Source organism: Catenulispora pinisilvae, assembly GCF_015356865.1.
GTDB lineage: Bacteria > Actinomycetota > Actinomycetes > Streptomycetales > Catenulisporaceae > Catenulispora > Catenulispora pinisilvae.
This window is the reverse complement of sequence record NZ_JAAFZA010000099.1, coordinates 1-21,687: the sequence shown is the minus strand read 5'-3', so window position 1 is coordinate 21,687 and position 21,687 is coordinate 1. Positions and strand designations below refer to the sequence as shown.

The 21,687-nt window shown below is 71.0% G+C and carries 20 protein-coding genes; 8 read left to right on the top strand and 12 right to left on the bottom strand.

The features are described 5' to 3' along the window. Position 1: 1 nt before the first annotated feature. From IZR01_RS25465 to IZR01_RS25440, 6 genes are all read right to left on the bottom strand, one after another. Positions 2–1,141 carry a DegT/DnrJ/EryC1/StrS family aminotransferase gene (locus IZR01_RS25465; protein ID WP_194925311.1) on the bottom strand — a complete coding sequence of 380 codons (1,140 nt, stop codon included), beginning with the start codon at positions 1,139–1,141 and terminating at the stop codon, positions 2–4. 98 nt (positions 1,142–1,239) lie between these two features. Further along, positions 1,240–1,938 (bottom strand): NeuD/PglB/VioB family sugar acetyltransferase, encoded by a 699-nt coding sequence (locus IZR01_RS25460; protein WP_194897973.1) that lies wholly within the window; start codon positions 1,936–1,938, stop codon positions 1,240–1,242. Beyond that, the gene (locus IZR01_RS25455) at positions 1,931–3,046 is read right to left on the bottom strand and encodes a DegT/DnrJ/EryC1/StrS family aminotransferase (protein ID WP_194925321.1); all 1,116 of its coding nucleotides are present in this window, start codon (positions 3,044–3,046) and stop codon (positions 1,931–1,933) included. Before IZR01_RS25455 ends, IZR01_RS25460 begins: the two co-directional genes overlap by 8 nt. Before the next feature lie 41 nt (positions 3,047–3,087). Continuing rightward, entirely contained in the window at positions 3,088–4,287 is a 1,200-nt protein-coding gene (locus IZR01_RS25450) for an NAD-dependent epimerase/dehydratase family protein (protein ID WP_194897972.1), read from the bottom strand. After that, positions 4,284–5,360 (bottom strand): Gfo/Idh/MocA family protein, encoded by a 1,077-nt coding sequence (locus IZR01_RS25445; protein WP_194897971.1) that lies wholly within the window; start codon positions 5,358–5,360, stop codon positions 4,284–4,286. Before IZR01_RS25445 ends, IZR01_RS25450 begins: the two co-directional genes overlap by 4 nt. A 1-nt stretch (position 5,361) precedes the next feature. After that, entirely contained in the window at positions 5,362–6,810 is a 1,449-nt protein-coding gene (locus IZR01_RS25440) for a sugar transferase (RefSeq protein ID WP_194897970.1), read from the bottom strand. 363 nt (positions 6,811–7,173) lie between these two features. On the opposite strand from IZR01_RS25440, the gene IZR01_RS25435 reads away from it, so the two are divergent. The 4 genes from IZR01_RS25435 (at position 7,174) to IZR01_RS25420 (ending at position 10,775) form a co-directional block, all read left to right on the top strand. Next, the gene (locus IZR01_RS25435) at positions 7,174–8,022 is read left to right on the top strand and encodes a glycosyltransferase family 2 protein (protein WP_228560208.1); all 849 of its coding nucleotides are present in this window, start codon (positions 7,174–7,176) and stop codon (positions 8,020–8,022) included. Beyond that, positions 8,019–8,693: a polysaccharide deacetylase family protein gene (locus IZR01_RS25430; RefSeq protein WP_194925310.1), complete on the top strand. Its 675-nt coding sequence runs from the start codon at positions 8,019–8,021 to the stop codon at positions 8,691–8,693. The genes IZR01_RS25435 and IZR01_RS25430 overlap by 4 nt, the downstream gene beginning before the upstream one ends. A gap of 178 nt (positions 8,694–8,871) precedes the next feature. Beyond that, complete coding sequence (locus IZR01_RS25425; RefSeq protein ID WP_194925309.1) at positions 8,872–10,038, top strand: ATP-grasp domain-containing protein; 1,167 nt, start codon at positions 8,872–8,874, stop codon at positions 10,036–10,038. After that, positions 10,035–10,775 (top strand): PHP domain-containing protein, encoded by a 741-nt coding sequence (locus IZR01_RS25420; RefSeq protein ID WP_194897967.1) that lies wholly within the window; start codon positions 10,035–10,037, stop codon positions 10,773–10,775. Before IZR01_RS25425 ends, IZR01_RS25420 begins: the two co-directional genes overlap by 4 nt. A gap of 2 nt (positions 10,776–10,777) precedes the next feature. Here the strand turns inward: IZR01_RS25420 and IZR01_RS25415 are convergent, their stop codons facing one another. Then, positions 10,778–11,800, bottom strand: a complete 1,023-nt coding sequence (locus IZR01_RS25415; protein WP_228560206.1) for a glycosyltransferase family 2 protein — start codon at positions 11,798–11,800, stop codon at positions 10,778–10,780. Further along, a complete protein-coding gene (locus tag IZR01_RS25410) occupies positions 11,784–12,890 on the bottom strand; it encodes a glycosyltransferase family 4 protein (RefSeq protein ID WP_194925308.1) in 1,107 nt (368 codons plus the stop codon). The genes IZR01_RS25415 and IZR01_RS25410 overlap by 17 nt, the downstream gene beginning before the upstream one ends. Positions 12,891–13,005: 115 nt before the next feature. Between IZR01_RS25410 and IZR01_RS25405 the strand changes: the two genes are divergently transcribed. Further along, positions 13,006–13,854, top strand: coding sequence for a glycosyltransferase family 2 protein (locus IZR01_RS25405; RefSeq protein WP_194925307.1), 849 nt, complete (start codon positions 13,006–13,008; stop codon positions 13,852–13,854). Between the two features lie 57 nt (positions 13,855–13,911). After that, entirely contained in the window at positions 13,912–15,138 is a 1,227-nt protein-coding gene (locus tag IZR01_RS25400; protein WP_194925306.1) for a glycosyltransferase, read from the top strand. Positions 15,139–15,216: 78 nt separating this feature from the next. Here the strand turns inward: IZR01_RS25400 and IZR01_RS25395 are convergent, their stop codons facing one another. Both IZR01_RS25395 and IZR01_RS25390 read right to left on the bottom strand, forming a co-directional pair. After that, positions 15,217–16,113, bottom strand: coding sequence for an NAD-dependent protein deacetylase (locus IZR01_RS25395; protein ID WP_194925305.1), 897 nt, complete (start codon positions 16,111–16,113; stop codon positions 15,217–15,219). 9 nt (positions 16,114–16,122) lie between these two features. Then, a complete protein-coding gene (locus IZR01_RS25390) occupies positions 16,123–17,640 on the bottom strand; it encodes an MDR family MFS transporter (protein WP_194925304.1) in 1,518 nt (505 codons plus the stop codon). A 107-nt stretch (positions 17,641–17,747) separates the two neighbouring features. Here IZR01_RS25390 and IZR01_RS25385 point away from each other — a divergent pair, with 107 nt between their 5' ends. Then, positions 17,748–18,359, top strand: a complete 612-nt coding sequence (locus tag IZR01_RS25385) for a TetR/AcrR family transcriptional regulator (RefSeq protein WP_194899027.1) — start codon at positions 17,748–17,750, stop codon at positions 18,357–18,359. Between the two features lie 68 nt (positions 18,360–18,427). Next, complete coding sequence (locus tag IZR01_RS25380) at positions 18,428–19,576, top strand: FAD-dependent monooxygenase (RefSeq protein ID WP_194925303.1); 1,149 nt, start codon at positions 18,428–18,430, stop codon at positions 19,574–19,576. Positions 19,577–19,676: 100 nt separating this feature from the next. On the opposite strand, the gene IZR01_RS25375 is transcribed toward IZR01_RS25380, so the two are convergent. Continuing rightward, positions 19,677–20,504, bottom strand: a complete 828-nt coding sequence (locus IZR01_RS25375; protein WP_194925302.1) for a heavy metal-binding domain-containing protein — start codon at positions 20,502–20,504, stop codon at positions 19,677–19,679. A 155-nt stretch (positions 20,505–20,659) separates the two neighbouring features. Then, positions 20,660–21,415, bottom strand: coding sequence for a siderophore-interacting protein (locus tag IZR01_RS25370; RefSeq protein ID WP_323747091.1), 756 nt, complete (start codon positions 21,413–21,415; stop codon positions 20,660–20,662). Positions 21,416–21,687: the final 272 nt, after the last annotated feature.

The following is a 21,687-nucleotide window of genomic DNA, read 5'->3' as shown; positions in this document are numbered from 1 at the left end:
GCTACAGCGGACGGCGCCGGGGCGCGGAGAGCGCCCGGGCCAGGACGGCGACCACGGTCTCCTGCTGCTCCCGCATCAAGTGCGGGTGCAGCGGCAGAGAGAGCGTGTGCGCCGCGATGTGTTCGGCGTGCGGGAACGACGCGTCAGTGGCGAACGCGCCGGTGCGGTGGAGCGGCACCGGGTAGTGGATCCCGGCGCCGATACCCTCGGCTTCCAGCTCGGCCAGGACCGCGTCGCGCGCGGCGACCTGGACGGTGTAGAGGTGCCAGACGTGCTCGTTGCCGGGCAGCACGGTCGGCACCGTGACGCCGTCGAGGCCGCCGAGCAGCTTGTCGTAGTACGACGCCGCTTCCTGCCGTGCGACGTTCCACTCCGGGAGCCGGCGCAGTTTCGCGCGCAGGACCACGGCTTGCAGCGCGTCGAGCCGACTGTTGACGCCGGGGATGTCGTGCGCGTACTTGGCCAGGCCGCCGTGGCTGCCGAGCTTGCGCACGGTCTCGGCCAGGTCTTCGTCGTCGGTGAGGACAGCGCCCGCATCTCCGTAGGCGCCTAGGTTCTTGCCCGGGTAGAAGCTCGTCGCGGCGATCGCCCCGGGACCGGAGCCGGGCGTGCGACCGCGCCGCTTCGCGCCTTGGCACTGCGCCGCGTCCTCGACTATTCGAACCCGGCTCCGCACCGCCTCGGCGAGCCCGTTCAGTCCGGCCCGCAGCTCCTCGACCGGTGCGAGCTGGCCGTAGAGGTGGACCGGCACGATCGCCTTGGTCGCCGGACCGATCGCGGCCAGCGCCGCCGGCACGTCGATCAGGCAGGTATTCGGATCGCAGTCCACGAACACCGGCTTCGCGCCCGCCCGCACGACCGCGCCGGCGGTCGCCGCGAAGGTGTTCGCGGGCACGATCACCTCCTCGCCCGGCCCGACGCCGACCGCGCGCAGTGCCAGCTCGACCGCGTCCGTGCCGTTGGCGACGCCGACGCAGTGCTTCACGCCGGCGAACGCGGCGTACTCACGCTCGAAGGCCGCCACCTGCGGACCTCCGACGAACCCCGTCGTGGCCAGCACCTCGGCGAACCCGGCCCGCACCGCGTGCGCGATCTCCGCGTGCGCGGCGGCCAGGTCGACCAGGGGTATGCGCGGGCTCATGGTTTGGTCCTCCGGTGGGTATCGGTGCACCGCGCGGCCCGGCGCGGTGGTCGGCGAAGCGGATGAAGAGGCGGATAGTGAGGCCGATGGTCGGGTGGTCAAAGCACCGCTCGCCGGGCCAGGAGGTCCGGAAACGCGGCGTCGCGGAGTTTGCCGGCCGGATTGCCGACCCACACCTCGCCGTCCGGTACGTCCCGAAGCACGACCGAACCCATGCCGACCTGTGCCCAGGCCCCGATGCGCACACCCTCGCGCACCAACGCCCCGGCCCCGAGGTAGGCGCCCTCGCCGACCGCCACACCGCCGCCCAGCTTCACGCCGGACGCCAAGGTCGCGTAGTCGCCGACCACGACGTCGTGGGTCACCACGACCTGCGGCATCACCGCCACGTGGCGGCCGACCGTCGCGTCGGCGGTCAGGACGGCACCGGCCAGCAGCACCGATCCGACGCCTACCGTCGAGGTCTGCGATACGTGGGCTCCGCGATGGACGACGGTCGCGTAACGCGATTCCGGCAGGCTCAGGCGCTCGACGATCGCGGCTCGGGAGAGGTAGTCGCGCGGGTTCCCGACGCAGACCACGAGTCGCAGATCTGGCAGCTCGTGGATCAGGTCGATCGGACCCAGGACCTTGTCCGCGATCAGCAGCTCGGGCAGGGCGTCGTCGAGGAATCCGGCGAAGAGGTCCGAGTCCGGGTACAGATCGCGCAGGGCGTCGGCGGTCTCGCGGCCGAAGCCACCAGCTCCGGCCACCGCGATCCGCGACCACGGTGGTCCGGTAGCAGCCAGGTCAGCCATGTATCGCCGCCTTAAGGACGGCGACCACTCGGTCTTGCTGCGCCTCGGTCATGCCGTGGAACACCGGCAGGATCAGCGAGTTCAGGCTCAGGGCTTCGGTGGCCGGCAGGCTCGGAGTGCTGACGTCCGCGTAGGCGGGCTCCAGGTGCGCGGCCATGATGCCGCGACGTGCGGAGACCCCGGCTTCGGACAGCCTGAGCAGCAGCTCGTCGCGGGCAACTGGGAACGTGTCGTCGAGCCGCACCCAGAAGGACTGGTAGTTGGTCTCGCCGTATTCGGGGTCTGAGATCGATATCAGCCCTGGAATAGCGGCCAGCTCGCGCTGATACCGGGCCGCCAGCTCACGCCGCTCCGCGACCGTCGCGGCCAACTTCCGCAGCTGGACCAGCCCGACCGCCGCTTGGATGTCGGTCATCCGGTAGTTGAAGCCGGTCTCCAGGTAGGCCTCCAGCACTGGCTTCGCGCTCGCGTGCCGCTCGGCGGCCGAGACGTTCATGCCGTGCTCGCGCAGCCGGCGCATGCGGGCCGCCCGCTCGGCGTCGTCGGTGGTGACCATGCCGCCCTCGCCGGTGGTCAGCAACTTGCGCGGATGGAACGACCAGGCCGCGACCTGCGCACCGACTCCCACCGGCCGGCCCCGATAGCGAGCGCCCGCGGCACACGCCGCGTCTTCCAGCAACGCCAGACCGTGGTGCTCGCACAGAGCCCGGATCGCGTCCAGATCCGCCGGCACGCCGCCTTGGTGCACGAGGATCACGGCGCGGGTCTGCGAGGTCAGCGCCGCCTCGATGGTCGCGGTAGTCAGGTTTCCGATCGCCGGGTCGACGTCGGCGAAGACGGGGGTCGCGCCGACGTAGCGCGCGGCGTTCGCGGTCGCGATGAAGGACAGCGAGGGGACGACGACTTCATCGGCGGCGCCGATCCCGAGCGCCACCAGGCCGAGGTGCAGCGCGGCGGTCCCCGAGCTGACAGCCACTCCATGCGCGGCCCCGACCTCCGCGGCGAACGCACGCTCGAACTCTGCGACCCTCGGCCCCTGCGCCACCCACCCGGACCGCACCGCCTCGGCGGCGGCAGCGGCCTCCTCCTCGCCGAGCCACGGCACCATCACCGGAATGCGCGACGCGGCCTCGGTAGCCACGGTGGTGCTCACGACGCCACTGCCTCGGACACGGCCCCGGACGCGGACTTGGCCGCCGCCGCAGCCCGCTCGGCCGCGACCGCCACCAGGCTGGTCGCCTGGCCCGCCGCCGCCGGCGCTCCCGGCCCCGGTGCGACAGCAGCCGGCTGCTCCGCCCGCCACCACTGCACCAAATCCGCAAGCCCCTCGCGCAGGCCGATCTCCGCCACGAACCCCAGCCCCGCCGCGGCCCGCGCCGTGTCCGCCAGCCGCCGCGTCACGCCGTTCACGGCGCGCGGCGGGCCGTACTCCACCGGCAGGTCCGAGCCCATGACTTCCAGCAGCGTCTTCGCCAGCTCGTTCAGGCTGGTCTCGACGCCGCACGCCACGTTGAACACCTCGTCGGTGACGTCCGCCGCGGCCGCCAGCACGTTCGCCCGCGCGATGTCGGCGACGTGCACGAAGTCCATCGTCTGCGTGCCGTCGCCGAGGATCAGCGGCGGCTGGCCGGCCACGATGCGTTCCATCCACCGGATCAGAACCTCGGTGTACAGCCCGTGGATGTCCATCCGCGGCCCGTAGACGTTGAAGTACCGCAGCGCCACATAGTCGAGTCCGTACATGCTCCGGAAGCTCCGCAGCATCGCCTCGTTGAACGCCTTCGCCGCGCCGTAGAAGGTGTCGTTGTTGTAGGGGTGGTGCCGCTCGTCCGTCGGGAACTGCTCGGCCAGCCCGTAAATCGAAGCCGAGGACGACGCGATCACCTTGCGCACCCCGGCCGCCGCCGCGGCCTCCAGCACGTTGAACGTCCCGTCGACCAGCACCTCGTTCGCCAGCCGCGGCTCCTCGGCACACTGCGTGATCCGGATCGCCGCCAGATGGAACACCAAGTCGGTACCCGCGGTCAGCTCCGCGAGCAGCCCGCGATCCCCGATGTCGCCCTCGACGATCTGCACCCGGCCGCTCGGCAGCGCCGCCGCCAGGTTGGCCCGCCGACCGCGCACGAAGTTGTCCAGGACGACCACCGACGAGCACCCGGCGTCCAGCAACCGGTCCACGACATGCGACCCGATCGTCCCCGCGCCCCCGGTGACCAGCGCCCGGCTTCCCGCCAAGTCGACGGCCGCACCGGCCGCGCCGGCCGTGACGGGCGCCTGCGCAGCAGCCGGCAGGCCGGCAGCCCCCGCCCCGACCGCCGCCCCGACGAGCCCGCCATCAGTGTCCTTCATTCGCCCTCCAAGGCGTCGTCTCCCACAGCCACGAGGGCTCCGTTCTCGGCGAGGCTGCGCGAAGCGGCCTCCAGAATTCGCAGAACTCGAAGACCGGCACGGCCGTCCGTGGCCGCCGGCGTCCCGGTCCGCACCGCCCGCGCGAACTCCTCGACCGCCGCCGCCAACGCCTCCCGCTCCATCAGCGCGGGCGCCACCATGTCGCCGATCCGGTACGACACCAACGCCGCGTGCCGCTGGTCCGCGCCGAGCTCGTCCGGGGTGGCCAGGTCCACGCCCCGGTCGAAGACGCTGACCCGCTGCGCCGGATTCAGGTCGTCCCACACCAGCGTCCGCTTGGAGCCGCCGACGATGGTCGTCCGCACCTTGGTCGGCGAGAGCCAGTTCACGTGCCCGTGCGCGATGGCCCCTGACGACAACGCCAACGTCAGATAGGCGACACAAGTCCGCCCCGCGCCGATCGGATCCGCACCGGTCGCCGCCACCGCCACCGGCTTCAGATTCGGCGGCAGGATGAAGTCCAGGATCGACAGGTCATGCGGTGCCAAGTCCCACAGCACGTCGACATCCGGCTGGATCAACCCCAGGTTGATCCGCACCGAGTCGACGAAGTGGACCTCGCCGAGCTCGCCGGAGTGAATCAGGTCCCTAATAGCCAGCGCGGCCGGGGTGTAGCAGTAGGTGTGGTCACACATCAGCACCAGATCGCGCTTCTCCGCCTCGGCGACCAGTTCGGCCCCCTCGGCCTCGGTGGCGGCCAACGGCTTCTCGACCAGCACATGCCGCCCGGACCGCAACGCGGCCAACGCCACGTCCCGATGCGTCCGCGCCGGTGTGGCGATCGCCACCGCCCGCACCAGCGGATCGGCCAGCGCTTCGTCCAGCACGCCGGTCACCCGGACGCTGGCATAGGGCGCCGCGACCTTCTCGGCCCGCTCGGTGTCCAGATCGCACAGCCAGCGCAGATCCCAGTCCGGCGAGGCCATGAAGTTCCGCACGAGGTTCGGCCCCCAGTATCCGGCGCCGACCACCGCGATGCCCGGCCGCTCCGCGGCCCGCGTTCCCCCCGACATCTCAGTACGCTCCTTTACCCTTGACGACGGCCGAGCCGGTGCGCAGCAAGATCTCCGCGTCCAGGCCCAACGACCAGTTCTCGACGTATCCCAGGTCCAGACGGACCGCGTCCGCCCACGCCAGATCGGAGCGGCCGCTCACCTGCCACAGTCCGGTCAGCCCCGGCTTGACCAGCAGCCGGCGCCGCACTTCCGCGCTGTACTTCGCGGCCTCCTCCGGCAGTGGCGGACGCGGCCCGACCAGCGCCATGTCGCCGCGCACCACGTTCAGCAGCTGCGGCAGCTCGTCCAGCGAGTACCGGCGCAGCACCGCGCCGACCTTCGTCACCCGCGGGTCGCGCCGGGCCTTGAACAGCAGCCCGTCGGCGTTCACGTTCAGATGCGCCAGTTCCGGCTTCGCCGCCGCGGCGTTGGTCGCCATGGTGCGGAACTTGTAGAGCACGAAGTGCTCCCCGCGCAGCCCCACCCGCACCTGCCGGAAGTAGATCGGGCGTCCGTCGCCGAGCAGGATCGCCAGCGACACCGCCAGGAAGATCGGGGCCAGCAGCACCAGACCGAGCGCCGCCATCACGCGTTCGCCGAGTTCCTTCGGTATTTGGGCCCCACGCGACACCCGCGGCGCGCGGATGTGGAACAGCGGCACGCCGCCGTCGCGCCGCACGGCCAGCCGGGCCGGCGCGATCTCGCTCAGGAACGGCGCGACCAGAATGTCCACGCCCACGCTCGCCAGCCGCCAGCCCAGCCCGCTCAGCGCCGCCGCACCCAGATGCGGGCCGGGCATCAGCACCACGACCTCGCACCCGGTCACCTGCAACGCCGTCGCGACCTGCTCGGCGTCGGCGGGACCGCCGTGCGCGGTCAGCGTGCCGATGATGAGCGGGTCCAACGGATTCGGCGGTGGCGTCGGCGGCATCGACGCCTCTTGGGCGCCCGCCGCGCCGTTCGCGGCCGTCGCACCATTCATGCCGGCCATCCCCTGCGTCGGCAGCGGCGCCTGGCCCGGCCCGGCGACCTCCAGGGCCGCGACCGCGCGCAACGCTGAACGCTCCCGGCGCAGTATCTCGGCCATCGCCGAGCACTGAATCGAGCTGCCGACCAACAGCGCCGACCGGGTGGCCCACCCGGGGTTCCGAGCCTGGAGCGCCCGCAGTGCCTTGCGGGCCACCAGCGAACCGACCGCCGCCGTCGGCACCGCGAGCAGCACCCCGCGCACCAGCCGGTCGTTACGGGCCGCCAGCGCACACAGCGCCGCCAGCGCCGCCATCGCGGCCAGGCACGCCCTCAGGATCCTGTGGTACTCCTCGGTGCCCGGCCCGACGTGCCGCCGCTCGTACAGCCGGTGCGCACCGGCCGCACCGACCCACGCCACCGGCACGGCGACCAGCACCGGCCAGTCGTCCTGAACCGGCACCGCGAACCAGGCGGCCGCCGTCGCACACGTCCAGTCCATCGCCAATAGCAGTGCCGTACTGGCACGTCTGCCATATCTCGTCGTCCAGGACCGCGCGAGTCTTACCCGCACAACCTGACGTTCCACGCCCGACCCGACCGCCATGCCGAAATCCCCCCACGGAATCTCATCGCATTGCCCGATGCCAGCCGCCCCGCACAACCCCGGCTATGACCGTTGCGTAACTGCCCGAACTCTGTCGAACGTGCAGCATCGTAGTGGGCTGCGATAGTTCGCGCGAGATGTCCGTGAGAAGTATCATGGCTAACACTTAGCGTCGTTCTACTGCTATACGAACTGTGTCCAGACATGGTCGCTTGTGGGACAACCACCTAAGCCCAGCCGGGCCGGTGGAGTGGGGGGATGGGGATGGCGCGAAACCCGGTGCGCTGGGGCAAGGACACCGCGAACCAGCTGATCGGCTGGCAGGTGATCTTCGAGTGGCGAAACAGAACTCTGAATTGGCCGAGTGTGCTCCGCATGCGTCGGTTCGAAGATCGGGAAGTGCGCCGACTGCGCGGCGAGACGCCGCTTTTGTCCGCTTCGGCAGCGGTGGTCATCCCGACCTACAAACGGCCCGAGGGACTGGCCGCCGCGGTGCGTTCGGCACTGGGGCAGACGTGGTCGGATCTCGTCGTCGTGGTGGTCGACGACGGCGGAGGCGGCCTGGAAGCGGCCGACCTGCCGGCGGACCCACGGCTGCGCACGGTGTCACTGTCCGCGAACTCGCACGTCCTCGGCCTGGTCCGCAACGTCGGGATGCGGCTGACCGCCTCGCGCTACGTGGCCTTCCTGGACGACGACAACGTCTGGGAGCCCGACCATCTCGCCCTGGCCATCAAGGCCCTGGCAGACTCCCCCAACCTGGCGGGCGTCTACACCGCGTTGCACCGCGTGCTGCCCGACGGCACGGATCTTGACGTGCTGTCGGTCCCGTTCGACCGCAAGCGCGCATCGTGGGACTCGTTCCTGGACTGCAACGCCTTCGTGGCGATCCGCACCCGCGCCCTGACCTTCAGCCGCATGCCACGGCCGATCGGCCTGCTGCCGCGCGAGGACTGGGAGATGATGTACCGCTTCACGCGCCGCCACCACATCACGCACCTGCCGGTTCCGACGGTCCGCTACCTGGTGAACCCTTCGAGCTTCTACACCCAGTGGGACAAGGACGGGCCGGCCAGACAGCCGGCCGAGGAGGGCGGACCAGCGTGAGCGGGACAGAGCTGAGGAACATCTCGTTCCACGGAATCGGCAACCCGAACGGCCCAGAGCGCGAACCGGACGAACACCGTTACTGGGTCACGGAATCGGCGTTCCTCCGCGTCCTGGACCTGTGCGCCGCCCACCGCGACACCATCCGCCTGAGCTTCGACGACGGCAACGCCTCCGACGCCGCGATAGCCCTGCCGGCCCTCCAGGAACGAGGCCTCACAGCCGACTTCTTCCCGATAGCCGACCGCCTCGGCACCCCCGGCAACCTCGACGAAGACACCCTGCGAGCCCTCGCCGCCGCCGGCATGGGAATCGGCACCCACGGCGCCGCCCACCGCCCCTGGACCCACAACAACACCGCAGACCAGCACACCGAACTCCACGACGCACGCGCCCGCATCGCCACCACGATCGGCATCCCGGTCGACACAGCCGCCTGCCCCTTCGGCGCCTACAACCGCAAGGTCCTGCTATCACTGCGCACAGCCGGCTACCGCACGGTGTTCACCAGCGACGCCCGCCCCGCCCACAGCGGGAGCTGGTTGCAGCCGCGCTACAGCGTCGAGGCGGCGGACACCCCGGAATCGGTGCGAGCGCGGATGCTGGCGCCGCGCACCGCCTCGGGGCGGGTGCTGGATCGCGCGGTGCTGATGGTGAAGGCCTGGCGATGAGGCGGGCTGCGAGTTCCTGCCTCGCAGCCGGTCGCCAGAGCCAGGGCACACTATCTGCGATCGAGCCTCCGCAACCACACCGCCAGCCCGTCCAGCGCATCGGCCGCTGCACTCTGGCAACCAGTCTCCGCAGTCTTGCCGCGCCATCCACCCCCACCGCGGAAGCGAGCCGTCCCGCATGAGCACCCGCGTCCTCATCGGCTTCGCCGACGCCTTCGCCGCGATCGAGTCCGCCTGGTCCCTGGCCGACGCCGGCCACGAGGTCTTCGCCTTCGCCCGGCGCGGCACCTCGCCGCCGCTCGCCGCCTCGCGCCGGGTCCGCGTCGTGCCGGTCACCGCGCCCGAGGAGGATGCCGCGGCCTGCGTCGCCGACGTCGTCAACCTCGCGCGCCGCCTCGGCACCGCCGTCGTGCTCCCGCTCGACGACCTCGCCGTCTGGGTCGCGGACCGCACCGATCTGCGCGTGGCCGGGCCCACCGGCAAGGAGGCCGCCTTCGCTCTCGACAAGCGCCTCCAAGTCGAGGCTGCCGCTGAGGTCGGCTTCGCGGTTCCCGCGCACAGCGAGACCGGACCCTGGATCGTCAAAGCCGCGCTGGCCGCCGTCGAGAAAGACAATAAGCTGATACGCCCCGGCGGTCGCGTCGCCAATACCGAGGCCGACATCGCCCGCGCCACTGAAGCCCTCGCCGGCCCGGTCCTGGTCCAACAGCACCTCACCGGCACCGGCGAGGGCGTCTTCGGCTTCGCGACGCCCGACGGCGTCCGCGCCTGGAGCGCCCACCGCCGCGTCCGCATGGCCGATCCCCGCGGCTCGGCCTCCAGCGCCTGCCGCTCGGTCCCGGTCGACGAGGACGTCCGCCGACGTGCCGAAAGGCTCCTCGCCAACGTCGGCTGGCGCGGCATGTTCATGCTCGAACTCCTCCGCGACGGCGCCGGGACCCCGTGGTTCATGGAGATCAACGGCCGCCCCTGGGGCAGCATGGCCCTGGCGACACGCCGCGGCTTCGCCTATCCGGACTGGGCCGTCGAGCAAGCCCTCGACCCGGCCTTCGTTCCCGAAGCCCCCGACCCCGAACCGCCCCACATCCTCTGCCGCCACCTCGGCCGAGAGCTGATCCACCTCGCCGCCGTCCTGCGCGGCCCGATCGCCGACTACCCCGGCCCCTGGCCCGGCCGGGCCGCGACCCTGGCCGCGCTGCGCCCCTCCCGCGCCGACCGCTGGTACAACCTCCGCCCCGGCGAACACCGCGTCTTCTGGCGCGACACCCGCTCCACCCTCGCCGCCCAAGCCGCCCGCATGACCGCCACGACCCGCATGAAGCGCATGAAACGGAGCGCATCGTGACCAAGGTCCGCGCGGTGGCCCACCTGCACTCCGAGTGGTCCGACGACGCCACCTGGCCGCTCGACCGCCTCGCCGCGGCCTTCCGCAAGCGCGGTCGCAGCGTCCTGTTGATGTGCGAGCACAGCCGCACCTTCACGCCGGCCAAGTGGAGCGAGTATGTGCAAGCCTGCGCCGCCGCCTCGCAAGACGGCGTCCTCGTCGTCCCCGGCCTGGAGTACAACGACGCCGACAACGTCGTCCACATCCCGGTGTGGGGCGACGTCCCGTTCCTCAGCCAAACCCCTGACATAGCCGACGTCCTGACCCACACCCGCGAGGCGAACGGCATCGCCGTCTTCGCCCACCCCTGGCGCCGCAACGCCTGGCGCCGCTTCGACCCGGCCTGGGCCAAGGATCTGACCGCCGTCGAGATCTGGAACCGCAAGTACGACGGCTGGGCCCCGAACCGCGAAGCCCGCGCCTACGCCCGGAACCTGGGCCTCCCGCCCTTCGTGGCACTCGACTTCCACGGCGCCCGCCAGTTCTTCCCTCTGGCGATGGAGCTGACGTTGGCCGGCCCCGCGACCCGCATGACGGTCGAGGACGCGCTCAGAGAAGGAGACTTCGAACCGCTGGCGTTCAGCCGCTCGGCTCTCCGACTGACCTCGGGCATCGGCGGCCTGGCCCTCGCCGCCGCCGAGGCCGCACGCGCCGTCGCCGCCCGCACCCTCCGAGCCGCGCTGAAGAAGCGCGGCTGACGTCAGGGGCCTGGCTTGGCCCGCATGCGAGCCGGACTCACCAAAGCCCGCACCGCCGCCCGACTACTAGCCCGCCCCAACAGCGCCCGCGACCCCTCCCGCAACACCAACGCACTCCAGAACGCCGCGACGGCGACCGCGCCATGCGTCCGCCGATACAGCCGCACCCGGTTCACCGTCAGCAACGTCCACAGCCTCGGCGAAACCGCGGCCTCACCCTCCAGGTGGACCGCGACCGCATCCGGCGCCAGCCGGGTCGCGAACCCACAGCTCCGAGCGCGCAAGGCGTACTCCGTCTCCTCCGAATAGAGGAAGAAGGACTCGTCCCACGGCCCGCACGCCTCAACGCACTCCCGCGACAACGCCATCAGCGACCCGGCCACCCAGTCCGCCCGCGTCGGCCCGGAGTACGCGTGCGGATCGGCCACCTGCTCCCCGAGCGCCGCGAACCGTCCGGAACGATGCGCCCCCAGAACCATCTCGCCCAACAGCCGCAGCGGGCTCGGCTCGCGTCGCAAGGTCCTGATCATCCGGCCGTCGCCGTCGAACAGCGCCGGCGCGGTGATCCCCGTCCCCGACCGCTCCAGTCCACGCACCAGCGCTGCCCCGCACCCCGGCTCCATACGGATATCCGGGTTGCAGACCAGCACCGCGTCAGTCCCCTTATCCAGGGGGCCGACCGCATCGAGCGCCGCATTGATCGCGGCGGCGTAGCCGGCATTACGCCCGGTCTGGACCAGCAGCGCGTCCGGCGCTTCCGTCCGCACAAGGTCAGCCGTCCCATCGGCGGAGTCGTTGTCGGCGACCACCAGTCGCCAGCGCAGCCCGACCATGCCGAAGGCCAGCGATTCCAGCAGCCCCGGCAGGACATCGGCGCTGTTCCAGGTGACGACGACCAGCACGGCCCCGGGCAGCTCCTGCGCCGACACGTCCTCAGCCGATATTTCCTCGGTCGACATTGCCTCGGTCGACATTGCCTCGGTCGCCAGATCCTCGGCGGGCAAGCCCTCAGCCGACGGCTGCATCAAGCACCTCCGTCAGCGCCGCCACCCACCGCGCCATCCCGAACTCCGCCTCCGCCGCCCGCCGCGCCGCACGCCCCATCGCGGCAGCCCGCTCCGGATCCGCGATCAACTCCAGGATCGCCGTACGCAGCGCCGCCGCGTCGTGCGCCGGCACGAAGACCCCGTTGACGCCTTCCTCCAACGCGTCCCGCTGCCCGTCAAATCGGGTGCAGACCACCGCACGCCCCATCGCGAAAGCCTCGATCATGCAGCTGATCCCGTGGTCGGTGTCGCTGGGATGCAGCGGGAGCACCACGAAGCGCGACCGCGCATAGAGATCGCGCATCTCCACCGGCGTCAGCGGCCCGAAGGTGACGCCCTCCGGCAGCCCGACGCGCTCGCCGCGATCGCCGAGTTCGGCACGCCACCGATCGTCCATGCCCGCGACCAGCGAGCCGGCGATGTGGCAGCGGACGCCGGTGCCGTCGAGCGCGGCGATCAGGGTGGCGAAGTCCCGCATCTCGCGGCCGGCCGAGCAGATCATCACAGTGTCCTGATCATCTGGCTTCGGATCGCCCGCCCTCGGTTCAGCCGGCTGCGGATCGACCAGCTCCGGATTCCAGAACCCGGTGTCCACGACCCACTTCGGCGACGTGATCCGCTCCGTGGGCACCCCGAGCTGCTTGACGGCGAACTCGGCCTGCGCCGACGGCGGGAGAACCAGTGCCTTGATTCCCGGCCACGCCAACCGCAGCAGCTTCGCCTTGGCCCCGGAGGAGATCCAGCTGTACAACACGACGAGCGGCGTCCGCGTCCGGCCTCGGGTGAACCGCAAGGCCAGAGCCAGCGGCAGGCTCGCCGCCTCGGCGCCCCACGCGAAGATCGCGTCGTACCGCTTGCGCACCCGGAACGCCTCGACGGCGAAGGCCAGCGGAAGCGGCAGTCTGCGGTAGAGCGCCCGGCGCACCCTCGAAGGCCCGGTCACGAAGCGCTGGTCCAGCACGGTCAGGTCGTACGGCAGGTCATAGAGCCACACCTTCGGACGCGTCCCGGCCTCCGCCTGCGCGGCGACCTCTTCGAGGTAGGGCGGGAACCAACCCGCGGAAACCATGACCAAGATCCTAGGTCGGCTCACGTGGCCATCCTCCCAAGTGAGGAAACATCCCCACAAGAGCATCAGAACGCTGACATGACGCGTGCGGGTTCCGGTGCGATACTGGCCAGTCATGGTGTCCGTGGTCATCCCCGCGCACAATGAGGCGAACGTGGTCGGACGTCTGCTCAGCGGACTGCTGGCCGACGCCGCACCGGGGGAATTCGAGATCTGGGTCGTCGCCAACGGCTGCGCCGACGACACGGCGGAGATCGCCGCGGCGTTCGGCGACGTCAAAGTGCTGATAACTCCGCGGGCGGACAAGCACGCCGCGATGCGGCTGGCGGACGAACACGCGCAACGGTTTCCGCGCCTGTATGTAGACGCGGACGTAGAACTGGGATCACGCGATGTCCGCGCGCTGGCCGCCGCGTTCGACGATCCGGGCGTCCTGGCGGTCGGTCCGTCACGGGCGATGCCGGCCAAGCGCCTGCCGTGGACCGTGCGGTGGTTCTACGACGTGTGGGACGAGTTGCCGGTGGTACGCGCCGGGCTGTTCGGGCGCGGCGTGGTGGGGCTCTCGCGCGAGGGCTGCGAGCGGCTGCGCGCCTTGCCGCCCCTGCTCGGCGACGACCTGGCCGCCTCGCTGCTCTTCGAACCCGACCGGCGCCGGGTGGTGGCGGAGGCCACCGTGGTCGTCCATCCGCCGCGGACGCTCGGCGCGCTGCTGCGGATCCGGACCCGCGCCCTGGTCTCGACGCTCCAGGCCGCCGACGATCCGGCGCTGACCTCGGCGTCCGGCACGGCCCGCACGTCGCTGTCCGATCTGCGCGCGATCGCCTCGGCCGCGCCGGTGCGCAACGTGCCGAAGGTCGCGTGGTTCCTCGCCGTCACGGTCGCGACCAAACTGCGGGCCCGGCGCGCGGTACGCGCCAAGGACTTCCGGACCTGGCAGCGGGACGACACCAGCAGAGGAGCTTGATCGAAGTGTCAGGGTCCTGATTCATGGGTAGCCCCGCTCACAGGGGGTGGGGCCGTCATGACCGAACGCGCACAAGCACCGCACGCTGTCCTGGTACTGCTCAATCTGCCGGTACCCGACGACCAGCGCGCGTGGTCTCAGGCCCTTGCGTTGCGGGACGACGGGGCACGGGTCACGGTGATCTGCCCGGCGATCCGCGGGCGCCGGGCCGGGCGCGAGCGGATCGACGGCATCGACGTCGTCCGCTTCCGTTCCTTCGAGGGCCAGGGCCCGCTCGCCACCGCGGCCGAGGGGCTGTGGACCGCCTCCGCGGCCGCCGCGGCAGCCCGGCGCGCCCTGGGCACGTCCCGCACCACCCACCGCATGCTCCAGATCGGCAACCCGCCGGACCTGCTCTTCCCGCTCGCGTGGTGGGCCCGGCGCAACGGGATCCGCACGGTGTACGACCAGCGGGACGTGGTCCCGGTCCTGGCCGCTTCGCGCGCCGGATTCAGCAGGCTGACACCTCTCTTCCTGGCCGCCGAGCACCGCATGATCACCACCGCGGACGTCGTGCTGACGCCGAGCGAGGAGCAGCGGGCGCGGATTCTGCGGCGGTACGGACGCGGCGCGCTGATCATCCGCACTGCTGAGGTGCCGGCGCGGGAGCCCGCAGCTCCCGCTCCCGACACCAACACGACCACTGCTGAGGCAACCGCGGCCGAGGAGGTACCGGCGAACCCTGCGGATCTCGTCATCGGCTACCTGGGCGTGATCGGCGAACAAGACGGCCTGACCGATCTCCTGGACGCCGTGGCCCTGCTGCGCACCGACGGCGTCACCGGCTTCCGCGTCGAAGTCGCCGGCGACGGCCCCGCCCTGCCCGCGGCCCGCACGCACGCCACCCGCCTGGGCCTGGATCCGCTGGTCACCTTCCGCGGCTGGCTCGGCCCGGGCGCCGTCGACGCGTTCCTCAGCGGCATCGACGCGATGGCCGTCCCCGACCCCGACAACCCGTTCAACCACTTCTGCGCGATGAACAAGGTCACCCACGCCATGGCCCGCGGCATCCCGATCGCGTTGCGTCCCCTGCGCGAGAACACCCGTCTGACCGCCGGCCACGCCTACCAGGCCACTGACATGACCACCCGCGCCTTCGCCGACTCCCTGGCCGCCTTCCTCAAGGACGCCCCGTCGGCCCGGGCCGAGATCGCCGCCGCCGCGCGCGCCACGTTCGAGGCCCACCACTCCTGGCCCAGCCACGCCCCGCGCTACGTCGCAGCGGTGTCCCCCACGCGCCCCTGACCGGACGAACCTGACCGCACGACCAGACACCGCAACCCGCACTCGTTCCTACCTGGACCTGGACCTGGACCTGGGAACCTAACCGGTCACCGGTTCCGCTCCCACCAGTCCCACCAGCTCCACGAGCGCCGCTCCCAACGGCGCCTCGATCCGGGCCGACGCATAGCGGTCGCCCCGCGTCGCCCCCTTGTTGACGATCACCACCGGCTTGCCCGCCTCGGCCGCGCGCCGCACGAACCGCAGCCCCGACATCACCGTCAAGGACGAGCCCAGCACCAGCAGCGCCGCCGCGCCGTCCACCAACTCGTTGCACCGGTCGACGCGCGACTTCGGCACGTTCTCGCCGAAGAACACCACGTCCGGTTTCAGCACCCCGTCGCCGCACGAATCGCAGTCCACCGACCGGAACCGCAGCACCGCGTCCTCGTCGAGGTCCACGTCCCCGTCCGGGTTGATCCGGGCGGCGACCCCGTCGAACACCGGGTTGGCCTCGTTCAGCCGCCGCTCCAACTCGGTGCGCGCGCTGAGCGTCCCGCAGGTGAGGCAGACGACGCGATCCAGGCTGCCGTGCAGATCCACCACCTCCGGCGGCGTCCCCGCCGCCTGGTGCAGACCGTCCACGTTCTGCGTGATCACCCCGCCGACGTGGCCCGAGGCCCGCAGCGCGGCGACCGCGCGGTGCCCGACGTTGGGCTGCGCCCCGGCCATCGCCCGCCACCCGAGGTGGCTCCGCGCCCAGTACCGCTGGCGCGCCTCGGCGCTGCCCACGAAGTCCTCGAAGGTCATCGGCGTGTGCTTTCGCAACGCCCCGGACTCCCCGCGGTAGTCCGGGATCCCGGACTCCGTGGACAACCCCGCCCCGCTCAGCACCACGACCCCGCAGTCCGCCACCAGTTCCACCATGGCGTCCAGCCTCGTCGTGCGGGCGAAGAACTCGCCGGTCGGCTCCCAAGTCAACGTCGGTCGCGTACGCACCCCACCAGCCTAAGCTCCGTCGCGGCCACTGGGCGTCCTCGCTACTCCTGGAAGCGTCACAGACAACAGCACCGCGACGGCCGAGAAGCCCGCCGACCACCAGAACGCCGCGTGGAACGCGTTCGCCGGTGCGGTCGGATGCGCGGCGATGCCGCCCTGAAGGATCACCGCCAGCACCGCGGTGCCGAACGAGCCGCCGATCTGCTGCGCGGTCCTTGTCAGCACGCTGGAATGCGGGATCTCCTGCTTGGTCAGCCCGACGTACCCGGCGACCATCACCGGCATCGTCACGGCCCCGAGGCCGAACCCGCGCACGACCATCCACGCGGCGAGCTGCCACTCGTTGGTGTGCGGCCCGGCCAGGGCGAACGGGATCGTCGCCAGCGCGACGACCGCGAAGCCGGCCGAGGCGATGACGCGCGCGCCGAACCGGTCGATGACGCCGCCGGCCACGGTCCGCGACAACAGCGTGCCCACTCCCTGCGGGACGAGCATGAGGCCCGCGGACAGCGCCGTGGCCCCACGGACCTCCTGGTAGTACAGCGGCATCAGCAGCATCGCGCCGTACAAGGAGAAGCCCGAGAAGAACAGCACGGAGCTGGAAGAGGCGACGGATCGCTTTGCGAGCAGCCGGATCTCGACCAGCGGGCTGCTCTTGCGCAGCGCATAGCCGACGAACGCGACCAGCAGCACGACGCCGATGACGAGCGGGATGATCACGTTGGCGTGCCCGAACCCGGACCCCGTGCCCGCGTTGGCCAGGCCCAGCAGCACGGCCGACGTGCCCGGTGCGAGCAGCGCGAGCCCGAACACGTCGAGCTTCGGCTTGACTGCCGCAGTCGGCGCGGCCGCCGGGACCGTCGCGGCTGCCTCCTGGCTCCCGCCACTCGCGCCGGCCCCGCCGCTCCCCTCCCCGTCGATCTTGAGGTACCGCCAGGCGAGCAGCATGCCGACGACGCAGAAGGGCACGTTCACCCAGAACATGTACCGCCACGAAAGGTGCGTCAGAATCGCACCGCCGATCACCGGCCCGAGGATCGGCCCGAGCAGCGCCGGCAGCGCGACGTAGGTGACGAGCCGCCCGAGCGACTTGCCCCCGGCCGCCTGGAAGATCAGCGTGGTCATCACCGGGAGCATCAGCCCGCCCCCGATGCCCTGCACCACCCGCCACCCGATGAGCGCGCCGACGTTCCACGCCAGGCTGGCCCCCACCGAGCCGACGAGGAACACCGCCAGCGAGAACATCCACAGCCGTTTGCCCCCGAAGCGCTGCAACCCCCACGTGCTGAGCGGCACCGCGATGCCGAGCGCCAGCAGATAGCCGGTGGCCACCCACTGGATCGTCGAGACCGAGGTGTCCAGCTTCACCGAGAGCGTGCGCAGCGCGACGCTGACGATCGTGGTGTCGAAGACCACGGCCATCGCCCCGACGATGAGGATCAGAGCGGTCTTGACCACCGCCGGATCCAGCTTCCCCCCGCCCTCAGGTTCTGTCGCCGCCGCTGCCGTCGTCGTTGCCGCCGTCATGATGCCCCCTCCATTTAAGAGATGAATCCTTCTCTTAACGAGAGTAGACCGCTCCGCTAAGAAATGGAAGCCTCTCTTATTTCCGGCGAGCCGCTAAACTGGCGACCGTGACTGACCAGGCGCAGCAGACCCACCCCCGCCAACGGCGACGCGGCGAAGAGCTGGAGACCGCCATCCTGGACTCCGCCTGGCAGGAGCTGGTCGACGTCGGCTTCGCCAAGCTCACGATGGAGTCCATCGCGACCCGGGCCAAGACCGGCGTGGCGGTCCTCTACCGCCGCTGGCCCAACAAGGACGACCTGGTCCTGGCCGCCATCCGGCACTACGGCACGACCCACCCCGTCGACATCCCCGACACCGGCAACCTGCGCGACGACATGATCGCCATCCTCACCGCCTCCCACGCCGCCCGCGTCGGATTCGCGACCGTCGTGAGCGCCACCTTCTCCGGCCTGCTGACCAGCGCCGGCCTCACCCCCGCCGAGGTGCGCGAGAAGGTGCTGACCCCCGGATCCAGCTGGTCGCAGGACATCTTCGCCCGGGCGCAGGAACGCGGCGAGATCAACCTGGCCACCACCCCGGCGGCGGTTCTGACCATGCCCTTCGACCTCATGCGCCACGAGTTGCTGATGACGCACAAGCCGATCCCCGCCGAACGCATCCTCGCGATCGTGGACGAGCTGTTCATGCCGCTCGTCAAACTCAACCGCGCCCCCTGACATTCGCACCCGAACAAGCCGCTACGATCGGGGCCAGCGAACGAATCCGGTGGAAGCGGGCCAACGGTATGCGCATTCTGATCATCGGCGGCGGCATCGCCGGGTCGGCCGCCGCCCTGGCCCTGCACAAGGCGGGCTTCGAGGCCGCCGTCTACGAGGCACACCCGGACAACGGCGAGGACCTGGGCGCTTTCCTCACCTTGGCCGGCAACGGGATGCGTGCTTTGGGGCAACTCGGGGCCGCGCAGGTCGCCGCCGGACTCGGCTTCCCGCTGACCGGACTCCGGCTGCTCGACGCCACCGGCGCCACGCTCGCCGACACCCCGCTGGGCGAGCGCGACGATCCGCTGACCCGCTTCCGCTGTCTACGGCGCGCCGATCTCGCCGTGGCGCTGCAACAGGAGGTGCGGCGTCGGGGAATCCCGATCAACCACGGCGCGCGTCTCAGTTCCCTTACTGAGGACGCAGCCGGCGTCACGGCGACGTTCGCCGACGGCCGCACCGCGAGCGGCAACCTCCTCATCGGGGCCGACGGACTGAACTCGACGGTGCGGTCGCTGATCAGCCCGGCCGAGCCGCGCTACGCCGGGCAGAAGGTCTTCTACGGCTACACCACCGAAGCACCCCGGGCCAAGGACACCGAACAGATCACCATGATCCGCGGCAGCGCGACCGCTTTCGGCGCGGCCTGTTCCCCGACCGGCGAGACCTACTGGTTCGCACGCGTCACCGGCCCGCGCGCCACCGCCGACGAGATCGCCACCACGACGTCGGCGCAATGGCGCGATCACCTGCTCCCGCTCGTCGAACCCGACGACACCCCGGCCGCGGCCATCATCGCGGCCACCAGCGATCAGCTCATGGTGACCAACGCGGTCGACCTCCCTCTCGGGCTCCCCTGGCACACCTTGCGGGCGCTGATCATCGGCGACGCCGCGCACGCCGCTTCTCCGGCCACCGGGCAAGGCGCCTCGATGGCGATGGAGGACGCGGTCATCCTGGCCAAGGCGCTGCGCGACAGGCCGAGCATGTCGGATGCGCTCGCCTATTACGAGCGCGTCCGCCGGCCCCGGGTCGAGGACAACATCGCGGCCAGCGCCGCGCTGAGCGCCGGCCGCCCGCCGGCGAGGGACGGTGCGGGCGGACGGCCGGCGGCGCTCAGCGATGACGAGTTGGCTCGGCAGTTGGAGTGGACGACTCCGCTAGCGGCGCGCTAGCTGGCCTGACTCAATCAGGGCGCCGCATCATCCTCCGTAACGATGCGGCTGACTCACCTGCCGACCCGTCAGTGCCCCCCGTGCCCCCGGTGCCCCGGCCTCAGCCCGAAAGCGGCATCGTCATCTGCGGCGACACCGGCGCCGCATCCGGGTGCAGCCTGCTGACCGCAGTCCCCATCGCGAAGAACTCGATCCCGTGCTCGCCCCACACCCAGTCGTTCTCGTGTACCACGACCCCGACGATGCCGTCCGCCCCGACCTGGCTTCCCTCGTACTGCATGCGCGCCATCGCGATCTCGCGCGCGTCGTACACAGCCTGTGTATAAGTCCCCAGCTCCGTGTTCTGCCCCGAGGCCTGCAACGTCTGCCGGAACGTCAGGTGCGCGACGTGATAGACGCACGTCCCCAACACCAGCGCCCGCGGCACCCACCCGTGCTGCCACAGCGTCCAGAAGTCCTGCCCGGACAGGTGCGAGGTGAACGGCCGCCCGGCCGGCGTCCGCAGCGAGACGTTGGTGTTCTCCGCCTTCACCGCGGTCCCGATCGCGACGAACTCCATGATCTCCGAGGAGAACACGTACCGCCGGGCCCGCACCTCCACCCCGATGACCCCGTCCGCGCCCAGCATGTCGGCCTCGGCTTCCATCCGGGCCATCGCCAACTCGCGCGCCGTGTACATCGCCTGCGTCAACACCGTCAGCTCCTGACTGGTGTTCCACCGGGCCGGCTGCAAGCCGATGTGGTAGATGCTCGTCCCCATCACCAGCCCCACGGGCATGAACCCGGCCTGGGTGGCGAGCACGAATTCGTTCACTGACAAATCGGACGTGAAGCAGGGCCGGCCCTGCTGCGACTGCGCAAGCCGCCCCCGTGCGGATTCCGGGAGCGCTTGCGGTTGCTGGGATATCGGTCCGTTCTGCTGAGCCATTGCTCTCTCCTTGGGACTCGTTCGATGTCAACGCCGTCAGTACGGCGCACTGATCGTAGAACGAGCACTTCAGAGAGGTGGATGGCATTAGTAACCAGAGAAAGCACCTAATGGCCCGGCCCGGCTCAAGCCAGGCAGCGCTGCGACTCCGCGAACTACCCGACCGGCGCCTCCTCGCGCTCGGCGAGGTCGCGCTTCCACTGCCGGAAGCCCTCCTCCGTGCGCCCGCGCCGCCAGTAGCCGGAGATCGACGCCCAGTCGGCCGCCACCCCGTGCTCCTTGCGGACGTACGGCCGCAGGTCGTGCATGACCGCCTGCGCCTCGCCGTGGATGAAGACGTGCACCAGCCCGTCGCGCCACGGCTCCGCGCGCACGGCCTTGGCCAGCGCCTCCCCGGGCGCGGTGCCGTCGCTGTGGATCCACGTGAGCTCCACGCCTTCGGGCCGGGCGAAGTCGAGTTCGTCAGCGGGCCCGGCGACCTCGACGAACACCCGACCCACGGCGGCCGCCGGAAGAGCGGCGCACGCGGCGGAGATCGCCGGCAGCGCCGACATGTCCCCGGCCAGCAGGTGCCAGTCCGCGTCGGCGCGCGGCGCGTAGGCCCCACCGGGACCGAACAGGCCGATCTCGTCGCCCGGCTGAGCGGCCGCCGCCCAGGGCCCGGCCACGCCCTCGTCGCCGTGATAGACGAAGTCGATCGCGATGGTCTGCGCCGCGGTGTCGACCGCGCGGACGGTGTAGGTGCGCGTGACCTCGCCGTCCGGCGCGGGGAACAGCAGCTTGACGTAGGAGTCGGTGAACTCGCTGGGTTGGAAGGTCGTGAAACCCGGACCGCCGAGGTGCACCCGGATCAGGTGGTCGTTCAGGCGTTCCGTGCGGCGCACGATGAAGGGATGGCGTGTGCGTGCCACGAAGGACACCTCCATAGTTAGGCTTACCTAAGTGCATAGCTTAGACGGTGGCGCCGGTTCGGTACCGGTTGGGCACCGGTTCAAGGTCTCCGACCGCGTCCAGTGCCCCCGCCCCACTTCCACATGATCGGGCCGAGCGCATAACCTGTCCGGATTCCCCACCTGCATGACCATCGAACCGCGCGGCAACCAGCGGCGCCCAACCTACCGTCGACACATGGCCGAACCACAGATCCAGACGGCTCCCGAAGCCGCCGTCCCCGCCTCAACCC

Coding starts and splice junctions, on each gene's coding strand:
- IZR01_RS25465 (WP_194925311.1), bottom strand. CDS start 1,141: ATGAGCCCGCGCATACCCCTGGTCGACCTGGCCGCCGCGCACGCGGAG.
- IZR01_RS25460 (WP_194897973.1), bottom strand. CDS start 1,938: ATGGCTGACCTGGCTGCTACCGGACCACCGTGGTCGCGGATCGCGGTG.
- IZR01_RS25455 (WP_194925321.1), bottom strand. CDS start 3,046: ATGGTGCCGTGGCTCGGCGAGGAGGAGGCCGCTGCCGCCGCCGAGGCG.
- IZR01_RS25450 (WP_194897972.1), bottom strand. CDS start 4,287: ATGAAGGACACTGATGGCGGGCTCGTCGGGGCGGCGGTCGGGGCGGGG.
- IZR01_RS25445 (WP_194897971.1), bottom strand. CDS start 5,360: ATGTCGGGGGGAACGCGGGCCGCGGAGCGGCCGGGCATCGCGGTGGTC.
- IZR01_RS25440 (WP_194897970.1), bottom strand. CDS start 6,810: ATGGACTGGACGTGTGCGACGGCGGCCGCCTGGTTCGCGGTGCCGGTT.
- IZR01_RS25435 (WP_228560208.1), top strand. CDS start 7,174: ATGGGGATGGCGCGAAACCCGGTGCGCTGGGGCAAGGACACCGCGAAC.
- IZR01_RS25425 (WP_194925309.1), top strand. CDS start 8,872: ATGAGCACCCGCGTCCTCATCGGCTTCGCCGACGCCTTCGCCGCGATC.
- IZR01_RS25415 (WP_228560206.1), bottom strand. CDS start 11,800: ATGCAGCCGTCGGCTGAGGGCTTGCCCGCCGAGGATCTGGCGACCGAG.
- IZR01_RS25410 (WP_194925308.1), bottom strand. CDS start 12,890: ATGGTTTCCGCGGGTTGGTTCCCGCCCTACCTCGAAGAGGTCGCCGCG.
- IZR01_RS25405 (WP_194925307.1), top strand. CDS start 13,006: ATGGTGTCCGTGGTCATCCCCGCGCACAATGAGGCGAACGTGGTCGGA.
- IZR01_RS25400 (WP_194925306.1), top strand. CDS start 13,912: ATGACCGAACGCGCACAAGCACCGCACGCTGTCCTGGTACTGCTCAAT.
- IZR01_RS25390 (WP_194925304.1), bottom strand. CDS start 17,640: ATGACGGCGGCAACGACGACGGCAGCGGCGGCGACAGAACCTGAGGGC.
- IZR01_RS25380 (WP_194925303.1), top strand. CDS start 18,428: ATGCGCATTCTGATCATCGGCGGCGGCATCGCCGGGTCGGCCGCCGCC.
- IZR01_RS25375 (WP_194925302.1), bottom strand. CDS start 20,504: ATGGCTCAGCAGAACGGACCGATATCCCAGCAACCGCAAGCGCTCCCG.